This window comes from Paenibacillus sp. RC21, from assembly GCF_044907935.1.
Taxonomy (GTDB): Bacteria; Bacillota; Bacilli; order Paenibacillales; family Paenibacillaceae; genus Paenibacillus; species Paenibacillus terrae_A.
The window spans coordinates 438,617-457,038 of record NZ_JBIYCS010000003.1 but is presented as its reverse complement, the minus strand read 5'-3'; the positions used below and the strand labels follow the sequence as shown (position 1 = coordinate 457,038).

The 18,422-nt window shown below is 47.0% G+C and carries 21 protein-coding genes; 3 read left to right on the top strand and 18 right to left on the bottom strand.

Annotated features, from left to right (window positions below; translation table 11 throughout):
* Positions 1 to 44: 44 nt before the first annotated feature.
* The 9 genes from ABIA61_RS11845 to ABIA61_RS11805 all read right to left on the bottom strand — a co-directional run bounded on the left by ABIA61_RS11845 (position 45) and on the right by ABIA61_RS11805 (position 7,311).
* The gene (locus tag ABIA61_RS11845) at positions 45 to 1,424 is read right to left on the bottom strand and encodes an MATE family efflux transporter (RefSeq protein ID WP_404580771.1); all 1,380 of its coding nucleotides are present in this window, start codon (positions 1,422 to 1,424) and stop codon (positions 45 to 47) included.
* Positions 1,425 to 1,567: 143 nt separating this feature from the next.
* Positions 1,568 to 1,762 (bottom strand): hypothetical protein, encoded by a 195-nt coding sequence (locus tag ABIA61_RS11840; RefSeq protein ID WP_404520256.1) that lies wholly within the window; start codon positions 1,760 to 1,762, stop codon positions 1,568 to 1,570.
* 124 nt (positions 1,763 to 1,886) lie between these two features.
* Positions 1,887 to 3,515 (bottom strand): chaperonin GroEL, encoded by a 1,629-nt coding sequence (gene groL, locus ABIA61_RS11835; RefSeq protein WP_025685232.1) that lies wholly within the window; start codon positions 3,513 to 3,515, stop codon positions 1,887 to 1,889.
* A 71-nt stretch (positions 3,516 to 3,586) separates the two neighbouring features.
* Positions 3,587 to 3,868, bottom strand: a complete 282-nt coding sequence (gene groES / locus ABIA61_RS11830; protein ID WP_025685233.1) for a co-chaperone GroES — start codon at positions 3,866 to 3,868, stop codon at positions 3,587 to 3,589.
* 348 nt (positions 3,869 to 4,216) lie between these two features.
* The gene (tatC, locus tag ABIA61_RS11825) at positions 4,217 to 4,987 is read right to left on the bottom strand and encodes a twin-arginine translocase subunit TatC (protein WP_404520259.1); all 771 of its coding nucleotides are present in this window, start codon (positions 4,985 to 4,987) and stop codon (positions 4,217 to 4,219) included.
* A gap of 112 nt (positions 4,988 to 5,099) precedes the next feature.
* Positions 5,100 to 5,351, bottom strand: a complete 252-nt coding sequence (locus ABIA61_RS11820; protein ID WP_283655009.1) for a twin-arginine translocase TatA/TatE family subunit — start codon at positions 5,349 to 5,351, stop codon at positions 5,100 to 5,102.
* 179 nt (positions 5,352 to 5,530) lie between these two features.
* On the bottom strand, positions 5,531 to 6,013 hold the full coding sequence (locus tag ABIA61_RS11815; RefSeq protein ID WP_013309212.1) for a MogA/MoaB family molybdenum cofactor biosynthesis protein: 483 nt from the start codon (positions 6,011 to 6,013) through the stop codon (positions 5,531 to 5,533).
* Between the two features lie 112 nt (positions 6,014 to 6,125).
* The gene (gene moaC, locus ABIA61_RS11810) at positions 6,126 to 6,614 is read right to left on the bottom strand and encodes a cyclic pyranopterin monophosphate synthase MoaC (RefSeq protein ID WP_137061965.1); all 489 of its coding nucleotides are present in this window, start codon (positions 6,612 to 6,614) and stop codon (positions 6,126 to 6,128) included.
* Between the two features lie 37 nt (positions 6,615 to 6,651).
* A complete protein-coding gene (locus ABIA61_RS11805; protein ID WP_283655008.1) occupies positions 6,652 to 7,311 on the bottom strand; it encodes a 5-formyltetrahydrofolate cyclo-ligase in 660 nt (219 codons plus the stop codon).
* A 274-nt stretch (positions 7,312 to 7,585) separates the two neighbouring features.
* On the opposite strand from ABIA61_RS11805, the gene ABIA61_RS11800 reads away from it, so the two are divergent.
* On the top strand, positions 7,586 to 9,544 hold the full coding sequence (locus tag ABIA61_RS11800) for an ABC-F family ATP-binding cassette domain-containing protein (RefSeq protein WP_404580770.1): 1,959 nt from the start codon (positions 7,586 to 7,588) through the stop codon (positions 9,542 to 9,544).
* 123 nt (positions 9,545 to 9,667) lie between these two features.
* On the opposite strand, the gene ABIA61_RS11795 is transcribed toward ABIA61_RS11800, so the two are convergent.
* The 5 genes from ABIA61_RS11795 to tsaE all read right to left on the bottom strand — a co-directional run bounded on the left by ABIA61_RS11795 (position 9,668) and on the right by tsaE (position 13,055).
* Positions 9,668 to 9,823, bottom strand: a complete 156-nt coding sequence (locus ABIA61_RS11795) for a hypothetical protein (protein ID WP_404580769.1) — start codon at positions 9,821 to 9,823, stop codon at positions 9,668 to 9,670.
* Positions 9,824 to 10,141: 318 nt separating this feature from the next.
* Complete coding sequence (tsaD, locus tag ABIA61_RS11790; protein WP_404580768.1) at positions 10,142 to 11,206, bottom strand: tRNA (adenosine(37)-N6)-threonylcarbamoyltransferase complex transferase subunit TsaD; 1,065 nt, start codon at positions 11,204 to 11,206, stop codon at positions 10,142 to 10,144.
* Positions 11,203 to 11,718 carry a ribosomal protein S18-alanine N-acetyltransferase gene (gene rimI / locus ABIA61_RS11785; protein WP_283655005.1) on the bottom strand — a complete coding sequence of 172 codons (516 nt, stop codon included), beginning with the start codon at positions 11,716 to 11,718 and terminating at the stop codon, positions 11,203 to 11,205. The genes tsaD and rimI overlap by 4 nt, the downstream gene beginning before the upstream one ends.
* A gap of 17 nt (positions 11,719 to 11,735) precedes the next feature.
* Positions 11,736 to 12,572 (bottom strand): tRNA (adenosine(37)-N6)-threonylcarbamoyltransferase complex dimerization subunit type 1 TsaB, encoded by an 837-nt coding sequence (tsaB, locus tag ABIA61_RS11780; RefSeq protein ID WP_404520263.1) that lies wholly within the window; start codon positions 12,570 to 12,572, stop codon positions 11,736 to 11,738.
* 3 nt (positions 12,573 to 12,575) lie between these two features.
* The gene (tsaE, locus tag ABIA61_RS11775) at positions 12,576 to 13,055 is read right to left on the bottom strand and encodes a tRNA (adenosine(37)-N6)-threonylcarbamoyltransferase complex ATPase subunit type 1 TsaE (protein ID WP_283655003.1); all 480 of its coding nucleotides are present in this window, start codon (positions 13,053 to 13,055) and stop codon (positions 12,576 to 12,578) included.
* Between the two features lie 135 nt (positions 13,056 to 13,190).
* Between tsaE and ABIA61_RS11770 the strand changes: the two genes are divergently transcribed.
* Positions 13,191 to 13,718: a cysteine hydrolase family protein gene (locus ABIA61_RS11770; RefSeq protein WP_283655002.1), complete on the top strand. Its 528-nt coding sequence runs from the start codon at positions 13,191 to 13,193 to the stop codon at positions 13,716 to 13,718.
* A gap of 88 nt (positions 13,719 to 13,806) precedes the next feature.
* Here the strand turns inward: ABIA61_RS11770 and ABIA61_RS11765 are convergent, their stop codons facing one another.
* From ABIA61_RS11765 to ABIA61_RS11750, 4 genes are all read right to left on the bottom strand, one after another.
* Positions 13,807 to 13,986 (bottom strand): aspartyl-phosphate phosphatase Spo0E family protein, encoded by a 180-nt coding sequence (locus ABIA61_RS11765; RefSeq protein ID WP_283655001.1) that lies wholly within the window; start codon positions 13,984 to 13,986, stop codon positions 13,807 to 13,809.
* Positions 13,987 to 14,242: 256 nt separating this feature from the next.
* Positions 14,243 to 14,605 carry a hypothetical protein gene (locus ABIA61_RS11760; protein ID WP_404580767.1) on the bottom strand — a complete coding sequence of 121 codons (363 nt, stop codon included), beginning with the start codon at positions 14,603 to 14,605 and terminating at the stop codon, positions 14,243 to 14,245.
* Positions 14,606 to 14,619: 14 nt separating this feature from the next.
* On the bottom strand, positions 14,620 to 15,756 hold the full coding sequence (locus ABIA61_RS11755) for an amidase domain-containing protein (RefSeq protein ID WP_404580766.1): 1,137 nt from the start codon (positions 15,754 to 15,756) through the stop codon (positions 14,620 to 14,622).
* 640 nt (positions 15,757 to 16,396) lie between these two features.
* On the bottom strand, positions 16,397 to 16,792 hold the full coding sequence (locus tag ABIA61_RS11750) for a hypothetical protein (protein WP_404520270.1): 396 nt from the start codon (positions 16,790 to 16,792) through the stop codon (positions 16,397 to 16,399).
* Between the two features lie 340 nt (positions 16,793 to 17,132).
* On the opposite strand from ABIA61_RS11750, the gene ABIA61_RS11745 reads away from it, so the two are divergent.
* The gene (locus tag ABIA61_RS11745) at positions 17,133 to 18,338 is read left to right on the top strand and encodes an L-threonylcarbamoyladenylate synthase (RefSeq protein WP_404580765.1); all 1,206 of its coding nucleotides are present in this window, start codon (positions 17,133 to 17,135) and stop codon (positions 18,336 to 18,338) included.
* The last annotated feature ends 84 nt before the right edge of the window (positions 18,339 to 18,422 follow it).

The window sequence follows — 18,422 nt, the reverse complement described above, 5'->3', positions numbered from 1 at the left end:
CTTCCTCGCTACTATTCCCACGCATTTAGACACTCACTTGGACATTATAAAGATAACGCCGAGGAAGGCGTCTCAGGGACATTCTTAACCAAATTCCGCATCCATTTCTGGGAGCGATAACGTTTATACCCTATGAAGGCCTTGCTCATCTCTTCACACAAAAATAATGCATACACCCATTCCAGCGGCAGACGGAGCACATATGCCCCAACAAATACTGCCGGTAATGCAATGGCCCATGTTGTAATTAAAATCATGCTCATCGTAAACAAATTATCTCCACCTGCTCTAAACATACCGACAATCCATACATTATTCAAGAAAAATGCGGTCATTGCCACAGCCTGCAGCAGAAGGATATTTCCTAAAGAAGCGTGAACCTCCCCACTCAAGTAAGGAAAAATAAAGGACACAAACGGCGAAACCATCATCATGACAACACTAACGATTATACCCGTAATGACCGAAATCCGAGTAAATCTGCGAGCATAATCCAGCGCCTGCTCCTGCTTGTCCTGTCCCAGCTTTTGTCCGATCATCACTTTTGCTGCGTAGGCAAATCCGTGAATCCCCATCATAAAATATCCTTGTAGCGTATTCGCAAGCTGGAATGTAGTCAATGCCGCGATGCTTAATGATCCAAAAGCTACGGTATACAGCATATTTCCGATCGACCACATGCCTTCGTGAAACACTAGTGGGGTTATCGTTTTCACCACCTGCTTGCGCAGTATCAGAGGTAAACTGAACAGCTCTTGGAATCGAATATTTAAATAATACGATTTGCAATAAATGAAAACAAACAAAAACAGAAAACTCGTACCTGAAGCTATCAACGTTCCCCATGCCGCTCCTGCAACACCCAGATTGGGTAAACCCAACTTCCCGTAAATCAGCCCATAGTCGAGTGTAATATTAATCGCCATCGCACATAGACCGACATATAAAGTTACCCTAACCTTCCCTATAGATCCCAGCGCCTGAGCATAAGCATCTCTAATCGCACTGATCAGAAAAACAAAAACCATAATCGTGAGGTATTGAATACCAAGCTGCAGTATTTCAATGTCCTTAATAAATAGAGAAAGAATCGGCTCCTTCCAGATCCACACAACAACAAACGCCAGAAGACTGATGCAGATTCCCGTCAACAGCATAAAACCGAATGTTGCTCGCATAAGCGTATGCTGCTGTTTTCCGTGGTACTGGGTCATATAAGCAGTCATCCCATAGACTGCTGTAAGGATCATCGATAAAATGAAGCTGATTCTGCCTACTGCAGCGGTGATAGCAACTGCCCCATCTCCCAAGCTGGTCACCATTAGCATATTCACTAGAGAAAATGAATTAGCAACAAGCATTTGTAGCACAGAAGGAATAACTAATCCCTTCATCTCCCGAGTAAACCCAGACTTTCCGATCATACCCTCTCCCAAGCATATCCCTCATTCACATTCAAATTGTACGATACCTCGCATGTTTTTCACTTCGTTCTGTTTGTATAAATATAGTCTTCTTGTTGTTTTAGTTGCTTTTATGTTGCCTAACTCATCATACATATTGCTTGTCATTTAGTCAATGCATGAGGGCGAGAGATCATGACCTTTACCAATCCTTTAATTTCCATCGCAAAATGCCCACCAATCAAAAATAAACTCCACAAACTCACCAAACATGGTTTGATAGTTTCAATGTTCTTCTGCGTAGTATTTTTGAACCGTCTGTCATCAAAAAAATCCTGATAAGCAAATTTCAATAACATAAAAAAAGACTACCTCCTTGGTTTAGGAAGTAGTCTATACTTTAAAAATTAGTTTTTCACGTAACCAGTTCTCACAATGAGCGAAAATAGCCTAAACTATTTCACAAATGTAAGGGCTGAAAAATTACATCATTCCGCCCATTCCACCCATGCCGCCCATGTCAGGCATTGCAGCCTTTTCTGGTTCTGGCTTATCAGCGATAACTGCTTCGGTAGTCAGGAACATTGCTGCTACGGAAGCAGCGTTTTGCAATGCATAACGGGTTACTTTTGCAGGGTCAACGATACCAGCGTCGATCATGTTTACCCAGTCGCCAGTAGCTGCGTTAAAGCCTACGCCAACTTTTTCACGTTTCAGACGCTCAACGATTACGGAGCCTTCTTCACCCGCGTTAGCAGCGATCGTGCGGATTGGAGCTTCCAGAGCGCGCAATACGATGTTCACGCCTGTTTGCTCGTCGCCTTGCAGTTCAACGGCTGCAACAGCGCTGTATACGTTCAGGAGCGCTACACCACCACCGGATACGATACCTTCTTCAACGGCAGCACGGGTTGCGTTCAGGGCATCTTCGATGCGCAGTTTGCGTTCTTTCAATTCTGTTTCAGTAGCCGCACCGACTTTGATAACCGCTACGCCGCCGGACAATTTAGCCAGACGCTCTTGCAGTTTCTCTTTGTCGAACTCGGAAGTCGTTTCTTCCAGTTGTGTACGGATTTGGCTAACACGAGCGTCGATGTCGGCTTTGTTTCCAGCGCCGTCAACCACAATCGTATTTTCCTTCGTGATACGCACTTGACGTGCTGTACCCAGTTGGTCTACGGAAGCAGTTTTCAGGTCCAGACCCAGTTCTTCCGTAATCACTTGACCGCCTGTCAGGGCAGCGATATCTTGCAGCATTGCTTTGCGACGGTCACCAAAGCCTGGAGCTTTAACAGCTACAGCGTTGAATGTACCACGCAGTTTGTTAACAACGAGCATAGCCAGCGCTTCGCCTTCGATGTCTTCAGCGATCAGCACGAGCGGTTTGCCTTGTTGTACGATTTTCTCAAGCAAAGGCAAAATTTCTTGTGTGTTCGTGATTTTTTTGTCTGTGATCAGGATATACGGATTGTCCAGCACAGCTTCCATTTTGTCCGTATCTGTAATCATGTACGGGGAAATGTAGCCACGGTCAAACTGCATACCTTCAACCACTTCCAGCTCAGTTGCAAAACCGCGGGATTCTTCAACCGTGATCACACCGTCTTTACCCACTTTTTCCATAGCTTCAGCGATCAGTTCGCCTACTTCGTCGTCAGCAGCGGAAATACCGGCTACTTGTGCAATGGATTGTTTGCTTTCGATTGGTTTGGAGATCGCTTGCAGTTCAGCAACAGCTGCTTTAACCGCTTTGTCGATCCCTTTACGGATACCGATCGGGCTTGCACCAGCAGTTACGTTTTTCAAACCTTCTGTGATGAGGGCTTGAGCCAAAACAGTAGCGGTTGTCGTACCGTCACCAGCTACATCGTTGGTTTTGGTTGCTACTTCTTTAACCAGTTGAGCGCCCATGTTTTCGAAAGCGTCTTCCAGCTCGATTTCTTTTGCAATCGTTACACCGTCATTTGTGATGAGCGGGCTACCGAATTTTTTCTCCAGTACAACGTTACGGCCTTTCGGTCCGAGTGTTACTTTAACAGCGTTAGCCAATGCATCTACCCCACGAAGCATGGAGCGACGAGCGTCTTCACTAAATTTAATGTCTTTTGCCATTTGCGATAAACCTCCCATGGATTATGAATGATTTGTTCGATTCCTATATTCAGGTCTTGTCCGGATTCCGGTTAACCAATGATCGCGTGGATATCGCTTTCTTTCATAATCAAATATTCTTTACCTTCATATTTGATTTCCGTTCCAGCGTATTTAGAGAAGATTACACGGTCGCCTTCTTTTACTTCCAGAGGAATGCGGGCACCGTCTTTCAATGCGCCTGCGCCAACCGCGATAATTTTGCCTTCTTGCGGCTTTTCCTTAGCAGAGTCAGGAAGTACGATTCCGAAGGAAGTCGTTTGTTCTTGCTCAATTGCTTCCACCAATACGCGTTCACCCAAAGGTTTGATCATGAAAAAATAGCCTCCTTATTAAGTGTTTTATTCCGTTATACGGTTGTTATGTTGTATGTATTAGCACTCGACACTCGTCAGTGCTAACAACCAACTTTATGATACTCAACTTGAGATTGAATTTCAAGTCCCTGATGTATTTTTTATGGGAATTTCTATGGCCGACCCTTCTCGATTATATCCATCTGCCATAAAAATAACCGTTACCTCAGGCTAATGGTTATTTTTATGGCAGCTAAGCTGCTGCTTTTCATGATCTGCCAATCCCTGATCTTCAAGGTCTGCAAGTTGCCATGTAGCTCCAGAACACGAAGATACCGTTTTGCACAGAAATTCGGGCTCTACCTGTTACCGCTCCGGTGCTACACGCAGTTGTGCCTCCCGTTCTTCGTCTGCACGCAGTTGCCTGCGGTACACCACTGCCGACATATACACACTCACTTCATACAGCACCAGTAACGGGATCGCCACCAGGAAGTCGGAGATAAAATCCGGGGGAGTTATGACGACAGCGACAAAGACAAGCAAAAAATAAGAAATTTTCCGCCATTTGCGAAGCCTCATCGGAGTGAGTACCCGAATTCCCGTCAGGAACATGATGAGTAGCGGCAATTCAAACAACAGAGCCACAGGCAGCACAATATTAAACATGAAGGTGAAATATTGGGCGATGCCATACGTTTCATGCAGTCCCATACTTTTGGTGACAGACGACGTAAACTGAATCGCCATCGGGAAAACAATAAAATAGGCAAAAGCTGCACCAATCACAAACAGCAGCAGCACATAAGGCACATACCGCAAAGTCGCATTCCGTTCTTGCGGTCGCAAGCCTGGACTAACAAACTTCCACAGCTGGTAGCATGCAAACGGCAGTGCAACCGCAATTCCGATCAGCATGGCGATCTTCATATAGATGCCTATTCCGTCCCAGAAGGAAAATGCATTCAGCTGAAAAGCCTGCGCCGAACCGGAGCGAATAAGCCAGTCATAGACAGGACCTGCGGCGAATAAACCACCAGCCAGTGCCAGAACAAATACAATCAGCACATAAATGATTCTACGACGTAGCTCGCCCAGATGCTCCATGAGCGGCATTTCATGCTCTGGTGGGGTCAAACTCGCTCCTCCTTTCTGGATCGGACGCAGCTGCGCCTCCTAAAAAATAAAGCCCTTCCCTGGAGAAGAGGCTCTTCTTGAAATTGTAAAAGGCATCAAAAATGAAACTAACCTAAGATAACCGTTTATCCTCCGGCTGGGGCTGCACTTCTGAAGCCGTCGTCTGGGATGCTTTGGCCGTACTATCCTTACTGTCTTTGCGTTCAGTCCGCTGGTCTTCAGACAAAATGTCACGTGCTCCGTTTTTAAACTCACGGAATGTACGCCCCACAGCGCGACCCAGCTCAGGCAGCTTGTTCGGACCGAATAGCAGCAGCGCCAGAATAATTAACAAAATATAACCCGGTGCTCCGATATTAGGCATGAGTGTTATCCTCCTTATGTTGACGGGCAAAAACTAAAAACAAGAAACAGCATCTGGTATACAGACGCAGAAACAACCATGGGTACCCTACTTGTCCGTTATATGTTTCTTGTATAGTTAGCCCGCATACAGTCATGTAAATTCTTACGGATATCATACCACACTCGACGTGCTGCCTTCTACCGGAACTGGCCTGTCACCATAAGAAGCGCCTCTGGCAATTGATCCATAATAGCCGCCAAATTTTCATGCACGCCCTTGGGCGTTCCCGGCAAATTCACGATCAGCGTACGCCCCCGGATCCCTACGATTCCACGAAAAAGCATGGCCGCCGGATTTTTCTGCATCACAATCATACGCATCGCTTCCGCCATGCCGGGCACTTCCCGTTCCACGACCCGCCGAGTCGCCTCGGGTGTCACATCACGGATTGCCAGCTCGGTTCCGCCCGTCGTCAGCACCAGGTCTGCATGAAAATAATCGGTCATTTCGATTAAAGCCGCAATAATTTCATCCGGTTCATCGGGAACGATCCGGTACTCCACAATCTCTCCGCCCAGCTCTTCTTCGATGAGTTCCCGGATGACCTGTGCGCTTGTATCCTCACGCTCTCCCCTCGCCCCTTTATCACTGGCTGTCAGGATCGCCGTTTTCCACACCATAAGATCACCCTTCTCCTATCATGAAAGAATACTTTCTCTTCTGAAAATCAGAAACAGCTACGCTGCATTCTCCACTACATCACAGTACCCTCTCGGCGACATGTTGTCTATGTCAAGGTTCCCGGTGGTCCTCCCTTTGGAAATCCCCATGCTTGCCACCTGTTTTCGATTGCAGCATGGTAGGGCCGATGATCATATCTTTTTGCAGCGCCTTGCACATATCATACACGGTTAACGCTGCGGCTGAAGCCGCTGTCAAAGCTTCCATTTCCACACCTGTCTTGCCCTCAGTCTTCACTTCGGCTTCAATATGAAGCACATCATGTCCATTATCGGAAAACGTAATATTCACACCCGTCAGGGCCAGCGGATGGCACATCGGAATCCAGTCCGACGTTTTTTTCGCGCCTTGAATCCCGGCGACCTGGGCCACAGCAAGAACATCGCCCTTGCCGATCCTACCCTCTTTCACAGCCGTGAGTGTAGCCGGATTCATCGTAATCCGCGACACGGCGACTGCTGTACGAACCGTGGACGCTTTGCCCGAAATATCCACCATACGAGCTCGTCCCTGTTCGTTAAAATGAGTAAAGGAATCCACGACTCCCTCACAGCTCCTTTCACATGCCGACTTCGCTTCATTCATCGTTTGTTTTTTCTGATTTTGCAATATCGCAATGTATGGGACCTTCCGGGGTAAAAAGCACATCTACCCTCAAATCCCCCGGCTCCATGGGTACCTGCTCCTGCAATTGTCCTGGCAGCAGCAGCGAAACATAAAGCGGACCTGCATTGCCGTTATCACGCTTCTGCGCCTCTACCTGTACGGTGAAACGATCATAGTAGCCTCCGCCGTAGCCGATTCTGCCCCCATGACGATCAAAAGCCAATCCCGGCACGACAACCCAGTCGATTCCCGACCACATTTCAGGCGCCCATTGATCGCATGTGGGCGCAGGCTCAGGAATGTTCCACATGCCAGGCACGATATCGCCGTGCTGCCCCATCTGCCTCAGCTCCATGGTCCGGGTTACCGGGTCCACTCTGGGAGCCAGCACACGGTCCCCCCGTGACCAGCAATGCTCGATAAAGGGAGTCGTAGAAATCTCGCTGCCAAAAGAAAGATAGCTAAATACCGTCAGCCTATCTCCGTTTCTGTCTATTCTAAGCTGCTCCCATGCCTCAATTGCATGCCGACAGGCCACAGCCGATGCCTCCTGCCGCGTCAGCGGGTCCATGGAGTCCCGCGCCTCCCGTTGCTGCAAGCGCAGCGCGTTCTTCACACTCCAGACATCCAAAGAATATCCGTCCTCCCGCACAATCGTCGATAATGCTTTAAAACGTTACTATTTGTCCAATTGTCAGTAAGTCTTGTACCTTGCAAGCTTTTTTCATTTTTTTTCAGTTCTCATTTAAGTTTATCATTGTTTATACAAATTGACTACACGCGGCTCAAGGGTTTACAGGGTGATAGCAGTGCATTAGTGGGTATTTTCATGTAAACTGGAAGGAAGACACCCTGCGGAGGAAGCGGGGAAAACTGTGCATAATGTAATGGAGGAACGATACGCGATGCTATTGCAAGTAACTGGAATTACGAAATCCTACGGAATTGAGCCCGTTCTGGACGGGATTAACCTTCAAATATTGGAACGTGAACGCATTGGACTGGTAGGTGTGAACGGCGCGGGCAAATCGACATTGCTCAAAATCATCGCTGGAGAACTATCATATGACGGTGGACAAATTTTCAAGGCGAAGGAGACCAGCATTGGTTATTTGGCACAAAACAGCGGCTTGAACTCCGACCGATCCATCTGGGCAGAAATGATGCTCGTATTCACTCCACTGATCGAAGCCGAGCGGGAACTGCGGCAGCTGGAGCAGGAAATCGCCGACCCCGCCAATGCGCAGAACGAGAAGCGCTATGCCGATCTGCTGGAAAGATATGCGAGAAGGTCGGACTGGTTCAAGGATCACGGCGGCTATGAAATGGAGACCCGTATTCGCAGCGTGCTTCATGGTATGGGCTTTGGCTCGTTTGCACCGGAAACGCCTGTATCCACACTGAGCGGTGGACAGAAAACACGTCTCGCGCTGGCCCGCATCCTGCTGCTCGCCCCTGACGTACTCATGCTGGATGAGCCGACCAACTATCTGGACATTCAAACGCTGACCTGGCTGGAAGATTATTTGCGCGGCTATTCTGGCTCGTTGCTGGTCGTATCCCATGATCGTTATTTTCTCGACAGACTGGTGACCACCATTATTGAAATCGAGCGTCATCGTTCGACCCGGTATACAGGTAACTACAGTCGATATATGGAGCTGAAAGCTGCCGAGTACGAAACCAATCTCAAGCACTATGAGAAGCAGCAAGGGGAAATTGCCCGTCTGGAGGCATTCGTACAACGCAATATCGTGCGGGCTTCCACGACCAAACGCGCCCAGAGCCGCCGCAAGCAGCTGGATAAAATGGATCGAATGGATCGGCCGATGGGGGATCTGAAAAAAGCCCATTTTTCCTTTGAAACAGCTTATATGTCAGGGAAGGAAGTGCTGGAGGTACGCGACCTCTCCGTGGCCTATGAAGGTAAGAAACCGTTATTTCAGCATGCATCCTTCGACTTAAAACGCGGCGATACCGTTGCGCTGATTGGTCCGAACGGAATTGGAAAATCGACGTTGCTCAAATGCCTGACCGGAACGTTAAAGCCTGCTGCCGGGTCGATTCACTGGGGCACAAAAATCAAAATCGGCCTGTATGATCAGGAGCAAACGAACCTGAACCCGGCCAATACGGTGCTGGAGGAGCTATGGAGCGAGTACCCCCATATGGAGGAGGTACGAATTCGCACAGTGCTGGGTAACTTCCTGTTCAGTGGTGACGATGTACTGAAAAAGGTAGCTACTTTAAGCGGCGGTGAAAAGGCTCGCGTCTCTCTCGCCAAGCTGATGCTGCGCGAAGCCAATGTGCTGATTCTCGATGAGCCTACCAACCATCTCGACCTGTTCAGTAGAGAAGTGCTGGAGGCTGCCCTAATCGACTATGACGGCACGCTGCTGTTCATCTCCCATGACCGTTATTTCCTTAACAAAATGGCGGAACGTGTCATTGAGCTTCATCCTGGAGGAATAGAACATTTCCTGGGGAATTATGATGACTATGTAGACAAAAAGCAGGAGCTGGCGGAAATTGCGCAAGAAGCTCTGGAGGCCAGTCAGGCAACAGGCAGCAAAGCATCGTCTGTATCCGCAACGGTCGAGACAACACCCAAAACAGGTGCAGCAGCCTATGCCGCAGACAAACAAGCCAAGAGCGAGGAACGCAGTCGACAGCGCAAGCTGGAGACACTGGAAAATCAAATCAAAGAGCTGGAAGAACAAATTACCGGGCTGGAGGAGCAAATGACTCTGCCAGAGGTTTATCAGGATTACACGGCGCTTCAGGATATTCAGGCACAACTTGACGCACGCAAGCAGGAATTGACAGCAACCTACGCATCATGGGAGGAACTGTTAGAGGAGTAAGATCTGCTTCACAATTATGGCCTTAAAAATTTCACATTTGCCCCATTCGTCTTTTTATACACAAAGATATCCACAGAATATGTGCATGAAATGTATTGAAAAATGGCCTTTAGGGCCATTTTTTTATTGATAAAAAGCCATTTTCATATGAAAACCAAATTTATCCACCCTTTTATCCACATTATCCACAGATTTCTCAAAACCTAAAGATGCAAAATGCCCCCTGTTCTTGCATCCCAAAAAAGTCTTAAGCTGCTTGCTTCGAGCTTGATTATCCACATTTCGGACGGGATATGTGGATAACTTTGTTCACAACTTGACAAATCATATCATTGTTCGGGGAGTATTAAATTTCAGATTTTTTTGATGAATGCTGAAAAATCGTGCAACATCATGACGAATGTTGCGGGAGAATTAGACAGTAAAATTCCCCGGCTCAAATTCCTGTATTTATGCCTCTTGAATTTTATATATAGAGATGTATACGTATTTTTCGAATTTAGCTTATATATTACATAAAAAGACACGACCCAAATGAGTCGTGTCCCTATCCACTTTCTTCACTTACCTTCTACTCACTAGCCAATGCCTCTCCAATTAAGATTGGACGGACCACTCTTCCAGAGACAGCCCGGGATCGGCTTTCATGTCCAGCGAGGTGAATTCGCCACGCTTCCACTTGGCGAAAGCTGCCGCACCAATCATGGCTGCATTATCCGTACAATATTTCATAGATGGTACTAGCAACTCAATACCTTCACGCTCGCAACGTTCGCGAAGTGCCGTCCGCAGTCCGCGATTGGCGGCAACACCGCCACACAGCAGCAGTTGCTTCGCGCCGTATTCACGCATAGCACGAATCGCTTTTTCTACCAGCACCTCCACGACCGACTCTTGAAAGCCTCTTGCGATAGCTCCGGCATGAACAGTTTCTCCGCGCATTTTCGTCTGGTTGATCACATTCAATACCGCCGATTTCAAGCCGCTGAAGCTAAAATCATAAGAATCCGGCTCCAACCATGCACGCGGCAAGGTGATAGTTTCCTCCGATTCATGAGCCACTCGGTCTACGTGCGGACCACCGGGATACGGAAATCCAATAGCACGGGCTACCTTGTCGTAGGCTTCCCCAACCGCATCATCCCGTGTGCGGCCAATCAGGTGAAAATGACCCTCGGACTCCATCCATACCAGCTCCGTGTGCCCACCCGATACGACCAGAGCAATGCATGGATATACGATTTTATGCTCCAACTGATTTGCATAAATATGTCCTGCGATATGATGGGTTCCGATCAACGGCTTGCCGAACGCCATGGCGGCGCTCTTGGCGGCAACAATGCCCACCAGCAGCGCACCAACCAGTCCCGGTCCTTGCGTCACGGCAACCGCCGAAAGCTCGCGGGGCGTAATTCCCGATGCTTGCATGGCCTCGTCCAGCATGTAGGTAATGCTCTCCACATGCTTGCGGGATGCCACCTCTGGCACAACTCCGCCAAAGGCTTTATGTGTTTCAATCTGACTGGAAATCAGGTTAGAAAGCACCTCGGTGCCATTTTTCACGACGGACACAGCTGTCTCGTCGCAACTCGTCTCCACTGCCAGTATATAGCAAGGCTCGCCAGAGGCGGCGCCTGTACCTGCTTTTTCCTCTTGCGTCATTGCTTCTGCACGCTTCCTTCCTGTTCACCGGATGCCCCATGTGCGGGAAGATCCGCCCACATGATCACGGCATCCTCGTTATTATCCGAATAATAGCCCTTACGGACGCCCGCTGGCTTAAAGCCTTTTTTCTCATACAAGCCCTGAGCAATCCGATTCGTCACCCGTACCTCCAGCGTCATGCGTTCCATCCCCAGATAAGAGGCCGTTTGCATTAGCTCGTCCAGCAGCTTATCTCCAAGCTTGCGCCCGCGATAGGCCTCACGAACGGCAATATTCGTAATATGAGCCTCGTCCATAATCGTCCACATCCCTGCGTAGCCGATGGCCTGTCCGTTCAGCTCCATAATCATATATTTAGCAAAATGATTCATCGTCAATTCATTGCGGAACGCTTCTTCCGTCCACGGTAGCGTGAACGCTTCATGCTCAATCGCCAGCACATCGGGAATATCATCCAGCTGCATCAGTCGAAACTCCAGCTTTTCTTCCCGTTGTATGTTCTTTGCCATGTTGTTCACCGCTCTCTTCAGCGCTGACGAAGCAGATTGGCTTCCGCCTCCGCCAACTGGGTATAGTTTGGAACCAGCGTATGTAACTCGTCATGTTCCTGACGAAGCAGCTTATCCGCCCCAAGGCGGCCAACCCATCTTCCTTCCAGCTCATACGGTACGATACGAAGCTCGCTCCATGCACGCAGGCGCTCGGCTGTTTCTGCGTGAACCGCCGTTTCACCGACCAGCCAAATGACCGCAGGGCGCTGTTCGGACGGCAAAGCCTCCAGCCGTTGCAGCAGGTCCTCAGTCCAAGTGGCCATCAATCGGATCTCATCCGGTTCCAGACGCTGCGGAATCCCGGTATTGCCGTCCACATTCGCTGCGAACAAGCCTGTGTAAACCTGTCCGCGCCTTGCATCCAGCACTGGAACAATCCAGTCTGCCGCCTGCTCTCCGGGCGAGTGTATACTTGCTAACTCACTTCCAGCTTCTTGCCCCTGCGACTCGGTGCCACGGCTCCAACCGCCCCAGGCCAGCGCCTGCAAAGTGGATACGGATGTCACCGGGACTCCCCAGGCCCAAGCAAGTGTTTTCGCTGCGGTCACCGCAATGCGAATGCCTGTGTAAGACCCCGGTCCCACACCCACCGCAATGCCGTCCACATCATCTCGTGTCAGCCCGTCTTCGTTCAGAAGCCGTTCCAATTCGGAAATCACGTGCACCGAGTGATTGCGTTCGCCATAGACATTGCTTTCTCCCAGTAACTCTTTTCCGTTCATCAGAGCGGCCGCCATCACGGTCGTCGCTGTATCTAACGCCAAAAACCGCTCACGCGGCTTTACATTCTCATCTGTATGCTCTCTTTGCATGCTTCAAACTCCATTCTCCCGCAAACTGCGGCACCATTGTTCATAAGGCTCGCCGTACCCGGTAAGGTGAATCAAGCGCTCCTCCACATCCGTTGTTTCTATATACATGTGAAGCCGCTGCTCCGGCAACATATCTGGTATAATACTGCCCCATTCGACCAGACATACGCCTGTCCCGTAAAAATATTCGTCCAGCCCAAGATCCTCTGCCTCATCCTGTGTAATACGGTACACATCCATATGGTACAAGGGCAATCGGCCTTCATACTCCTTAATGAGCGTAAAGGTGGGGCTGTTTACGATACCCGGGACACCCAGATGACTGGCAAAGGCTTTGGAAAAAGCGGTTTTGCCCGCTCCCAGGTCTCCATCCAGCACGATCACCGTTCCGGGAACCGCTTTGGCTGCCAAAAACCCTGCCAAAGTCCCGGTCTGAGCCTCTCCGGCAGAACGGAACGTAAACTGTTCCTGCGAAATTTTCATATATTTTAATCACCTTTCGTCCGAATCGGACCGTGCCAACTTGTCCTTTATTATATAGTTCACCTTATGTCGCCGCAAGGCATGAAGACATGCTATTGTAAGATAGATGAAACATACAGGGAGGGAATCGAAACGATGGGACAAAACGTTTTACTCATAATTGACGTGCAGCAAGCTATGTTTATGTATGATGAGAAGCTGTACCGAGAGCAGGAAGTTGTAGAGCATTTGCAGCAGCTTTTGACCAGAGCCAGAGCTGCAGGTACACCGGTGATTTTTGTGCAGCATACCGATGAAGCGGATGAGGATTTCCGGGAAAACAGTGTAGGCTGGGCCATAGCCGATGCAGTGCGTCCCCTTCCCCATGAGCGAATTGTCCGTAAAACATCCTGGGACAGCTTTTACCAAACCGAATTGGACAATGTGCTCAAGGAACTGGGAGCTGATCGGCTCATCATTGCGGGGATGCAAACCGAGTTCTGCCTCGACACGACCTGTCGGAACGCCTACAGTCTGGGGTACCAGAATAATGTGCTTGTGTCGGATGCGCACAGTACATTTAATAGTAAAGTGCTGAGTGGCGAACAAATCGTTGCACACCACAATGAGATGCTCGGTAATCGTTTTGTACGTTTGCTTGCAACGGAGGCTGTACATTTTTAATATGAATCATTCTGATTTTAAGGCATGTATGATAAAATAATAGAGCGAGTCACCCGCCAAAAGTTTCTCGCTCAGAGGTCGATTGCTTTCAAGCAGTCGGCTTTTTTACATTTGTATAGAAGATCCGATTGTATTGGTTGATGAGTTCGTCGAGAAGCATAGATTGCTTGAGCACACGTGCATCATCCAATCCGTGTTCTTTTTGAAGATCGTAGAGCTTCTGTCTGTTCTTTTCCAAGCGATATCGCAAAATTTCTTGCTTTTTCATCACAATCCCTCCTTTTATGATCTTAGTGTAAGAGGTTATTTCTATTATGAGGATGAATAAATTCAGAAAAAATGTCCGATTTATAGAAAAAAGACCAGCTTGAGCTGGCCTTTGATTAAAGTTAACATTTAGCATAAGATTATCAGTCGCTAACGAATAATATCAACAAATCACTAATTCACGATGAATCTGGCTGGCTGAGTATATAAAGCTTGATTAACTCAATAAGAGTAAAAAAAAGACCCCGTGTGGGGTCTTAAAAATTATCTCTAACTGTAACATTGGTTGTTTGAGTGTCAGAGCTTTTAGTGATAATCAGTAAGTATTTGATATTTTTTTTCTCTACTGATATTACCTTGTTGCTCTCGACTTCAGTTATTTCCCATCCCTCACCTTTGAGTTTTTCTTGATATGAAGCATTAAAATTTTCAAAGGACTGAGGAATTTTATAGTTCTTTAAATCTCTAGCAGATTTTTCATCGACTTCGATGGCAGTGCTGGGAACAGGTAAATTGTTAAGTTCCTGAACATTTTCATATTCAGTACTAACCTCCTTGGTCGAACTGTCTGTTACATTTGAGCATGATGCAAGGATTATTAATAATACTAAACAAATCAAGCGCATAAAACACCTCAGTCATTTGGGCTTCTTTTTGCAGTACTCATTTTCCATGCATAAACCTTGTACCCATTTGAATACCAAGTAGATAAGGGAGCGTCTTTTCTATTTGTTGTATGCTTAGTCAAAAAGAAACGGCCATTCGTAAACTCAGTTATAATAGCTGTATGATCGATGTCACCATCATTATTGAAGTCAGCATTTACTGGGTCTCCCATTGACATATCGTTTGTAATAGATGCTAATTTAGCTCTATACTTCCAGTGATTATAGAAATTATTTGCACCCCCCCAGCTATGAGATGGTTTAAAGGGGGAGCCATTTCTAAAGTACCAAGCATCATCACCAGTTAAATATAAACCATCCCATTCCAGCATACCACCAGCGTATAATGCCTGTGAAACAAAGTTGGTGCAGTCATTCCAACATGCTCTACTTACAGAACAACCAAAATAATCGGCGTAGTACTTAGAGTAAGTTGGATTACGGTCATCCCACCATTTGTAAGCATAGTCTCTTGCATTAACTGAACTGTATCCATTTGCATATCTTAACGGTTTTATGTCCGCCTTTTCTTGATAAACTGAGGCTTCAACAGTTGTAGGAGCCTCAACTGTTGAAGCCTCAGATAAGGATACTGGTACAAGTTCCAACAGTTCCGCTAAGTCTTTCTCATTAATGGACTTTGCATATAATTTTGATTTAAGGTTATTAATAATCTTATTTTTCTCAGCGTTTTCGTATAAATCCACAAACTTAACTAGCTTCACAATCTCTTGTCTGTCAGACTCTGAAAAGTCATCAAGTGATACCCCTAATGACTTTATAAATCTTTGATATTCAATGTTGTCGAGATCTTGATTGATTTTAATATTTTTTTCTGCAATATACTTTTCTACAATATCAAAAGCTTTAGCATATTGTTTTAAGGCTTCGTCTTTTGTAACATTTGTTTCTTTAAGGGTATTGATTCTTAGTTCGGTTTTTCCTTGCACAATGTTATCTACCAATGTAGAAAAAGACGAATTGGGTTTAGCTTTTGACGTCAATTCCTTTTCTACGTCTGCTGATGCAGGCGATGCTATGAATGAGGTGGTTAAAAAAGAAATAACAAGTATCGGACTAACAATTTTCTTTATAAATTTTAACATAATTGCACCCTTTTATGTTATTTATAGTATAAAGACTAGCACACAGCCGAAAATATTTTAATATGCCGTTTATATCAAAAAACGATGTCGTATTTTGTCTTTTCAGGATTATTTGTTTATTTTTGATGAATCTGATATTTCATAAAGATAGCTGTGGCTATTGAAATAAAAATATTTTATTAAATAATGATAAAATGAGTCACCCGCCAAAAGTTCCTCGCCCAAGAACGAATTTTTTACACAGTAGTTTCTTTCATGTGCTGCATAGAAGGTTCATTATACTAATTGATAAGTTTTTATCCAGAACGTTGGACTGCTTGAGCACACTAGAATTATCCGATCCATATCTTTTGCAGATTGTAGAGCTTCTTTCTGTCCGTTTCTAAGGAATGTTGCAAAATTTCTTATTTCTCATCCCAATCCCTCCTTTCACATTCTTAGTCTAAAGCGTTATTTCTAAATCTATGATGGATAAATAAAGAAAACATGTATGATATATAGAAGAAGACCAGCCCTTAAGCTGGTCCTGAATTAGAATTTAACGTTTAGCATATATTATCAACCGCTTCCATGTTGATCAAAAAGAACTCTGATTAAAGAATCGTGTACCTGAGTAGGAACAAACAGTACCAAAAGAAAGCTAGTCGCCAACAACATTATCGCGATTTTTCTTTTCATTTGCGTACACCTCTTTAATGAGTTTTTGGTAGGCTGCTTTTGTTTCGGAAAATGCCTGTTCTCTAAAAAGCTCAAACAAACCTATACACTTAATTATACATGATTTATTATTTATAATAGAAGATTTCCCCAAGCATATTAATAAATATTCAAAACCATCTGGGTATATACCCTTACTTAAATAATAAAAGGCTAATTCGTGTAGAAAACGAGTAAACTGCTCAGATATGTGCTGCTGCGTATAATGTCCTACGGCTTGTTGCTGTTGTTGTATATATTCTGTAATTTCCTTTTCAAACCGTTGTAAAATATTGTCTACATCTATATTAAATCGGTTCGCTGCCTCAATAATATTCACTTCTCTTTCACCTTACTTTAATTACGACCAGAGCCATAGTCTCAGTTACAGCGGACATCTGCTATGGTAAAATATAAGACGATATTTTTTTATTTATATACGGATAAGGAGATTTTGTACCCATGAACAATCCGAGTAAGCAATGGTTAGGCGGCGCAGCAATGATTATCTCTGATTACACTTGTGGCTTGCGTCTCCTCGGGAACTTCACAGGCCGACTATGACAGCTTAAATGAACGTGTGGCCGAACGTGTTCTCATTTCCAGAATGGCAAGCTGTTGACCAAGGCCCAATCAGGCCTTAACTGAGGAACTGCAATTTAATATGAAGAAAGTTTGTGATGAACTTGATAAAAGCGGATACAACTGAATTTGCTGTTCAATGGAAGACTCAGGGAAATCAAGAAACTATATACTGGCAGCTAACCCCACCCAAGGCGGCCGGAGAAACTGTACGGCAGTATTCTGCACAAGATGAGCGGTTTATTGCCGAAGCGGCAGCTTTATTACTTAGCGGAGGTACGGTGGCCTTCCCTACTGAAACGGTCTATGGCCTAGGAGCAGACGCATGCAACACCGCCGCAGTAGAAGCCGTGTTCGCCGCCAAAGGTCGACCGGCTGACAATCCTCTGATCGTGCACATTGCTGAGCGGAGCCAGCTCGAGGAACTGGTTACTGGTGTAAATAAGACTGCCGAAGCGTTAATGGATGCTTTCTGGCCGGGGCCGTTGGCATTGGTGCTGCCTGTCCGGGCAGATGTCCTGTCGAAGCGCGTGACCGCCGGACTTGACACCGTCGCTGTACGGATGCCTGACCATCCCACTGCACTGGCGCTGCTGCGTGCGGCTCGCATTCCCGTAGCGGGGCCCAGCGCTAACCGCTCCGGTCGGCCAAGCCCCACATTGGCCTCTCATGTGATGGATGACCTGGCAGGTTACATCAGCGGTGTTGTGGACGATGGGGCCACAGGCGTCGGATTGGAGTCGACAGTGGTACAAGTGCAGCCTGACGGGACAGTGACCATACTGCGTCCAGGCGGTATCACGGGCGAACAGCTGGAGGCGGTAGCTGGTATTACGGTCTCTACGCAGGCTAATACGGCGGGCCCACTTCACAAAGAAGCAGCAGTCGCTCCGGGCGCTGCCAATGACGACCATTCGGCACCGCGTGCGCCGGGTATGAAATATGCCCATTATGCACCGCGCGGATGGCTCGGCCTGGTAGGCGGTGCTTCGCCGCAGCGCGTAGCGGACGCGGCTGCTGGGCTACTGCGCAATGCGGACAACAGGGGCGAGGTTACAGGACTACTTCTTTTTGAAGAACACAGATCCTTGTATGCCAAGGATGCTGCTTCCTGCGTCGTTTCTCTGGGTTCGTTATCCTCACTGGAAGAGGGGGCCCGCTTCTTGTATGCCGCGCTGCGTCGGTTCGATGAAGTGGGAGCGACCTACATTATCGCTGAGACCTGCCCGGATACCGGACTTGGCGCAGCCATCATGAACAGGCTGCTCAAAGCAGCTCGTGGTTCTCTCATTGATACCAATTGACCATACAAGAAAGCTTTACTGCTGAACACGCCTCAGCCATACCGGGCGCATATCCTCAATTCAAATAGGCAAACGCAGGCTCCT

Coding starts and splice junctions, on each gene's coding strand:
- ABIA61_RS11845 (WP_404580771.1), bottom strand. CDS start 1,424: ATGATCGGAAAGTCTGGGTTTACTCGGGAGATGAAGGGATTAGTTATT.
- ABIA61_RS11840 (WP_404520256.1), bottom strand. CDS start 1,762: ATGTTATTGAAATTTGCTTATCAGGATTTTTTTGATGACAGACGGTTC.
- groL (WP_025685232.1), bottom strand. CDS start 3,515: ATGGCAAAAGACATTAAATTTAGTGAAGACGCTCGTCGCTCCATGCTT.
- groES (WP_025685233.1), bottom strand. CDS start 3,868: ATGATCAAACCTTTGGGTGAACGCGTATTGGTGGAAGCAATTGAGCAA.
- ABIA61_RS11820 (WP_283655009.1), bottom strand. CDS start 5,351: ATGCCTAATATCGGAGCACCGGGTTATATTTTGTTAATTATTCTGGCG.
- ABIA61_RS11815 (WP_013309212.1), bottom strand. CDS start 6,013: ATGGTGTGGAAAACGGCGATCCTGACAGCCAGTGATAAAGGGGCGAGG.
- ABIA61_RS11800 (WP_404580770.1), top strand. CDS start 7,586: ATGCTATTGCAAGTAACTGGAATTACGAAATCCTACGGAATTGAGCCC.
- tsaD (WP_404580768.1), bottom strand. CDS start 11,206: ATGACGCAAGAGGAAAAAGCAGGTACAGGCGCCGCCTCTGGCGAGCCT.
- rimI (WP_283655005.1), bottom strand. CDS start 11,718: ATGGCAAAGAACATACAACGGGAAGAAAAGCTGGAGTTTCGACTGATG.
- tsaB (WP_404520263.1), bottom strand. CDS start 12,572: ATGCAAAGAGAGCATACAGATGAGAATGTAAAGCCGCGTGAGCGGTTT.
- tsaE (WP_283655003.1), bottom strand. CDS start 13,055: ATGAAAATTTCGCAGGAACAGTTTACGTTCCGTTCTGCCGGAGAGGCT.
- ABIA61_RS11770 (WP_283655002.1), top strand. CDS start 13,191: ATGGGACAAAACGTTTTACTCATAATTGACGTGCAGCAAGCTATGTTT.
- ABIA61_RS11765 (WP_283655001.1), bottom strand. CDS start 13,986: ATGAAAAAGCAAGAAATTTTGCGATATCGCTTGGAAAAGAACAGACAG.
- ABIA61_RS11755 (WP_404580766.1), bottom strand. CDS start 15,756: ATGTTAAAATTTATAAAGAAAATTGTTAGTCCGATACTTGTTATTTCT.
- ABIA61_RS11745 (WP_404580765.1), top strand. CDS start 17,133: ATGAACTTGATAAAAGCGGATACAACTGAATTTGCTGTTCAATGGAAG.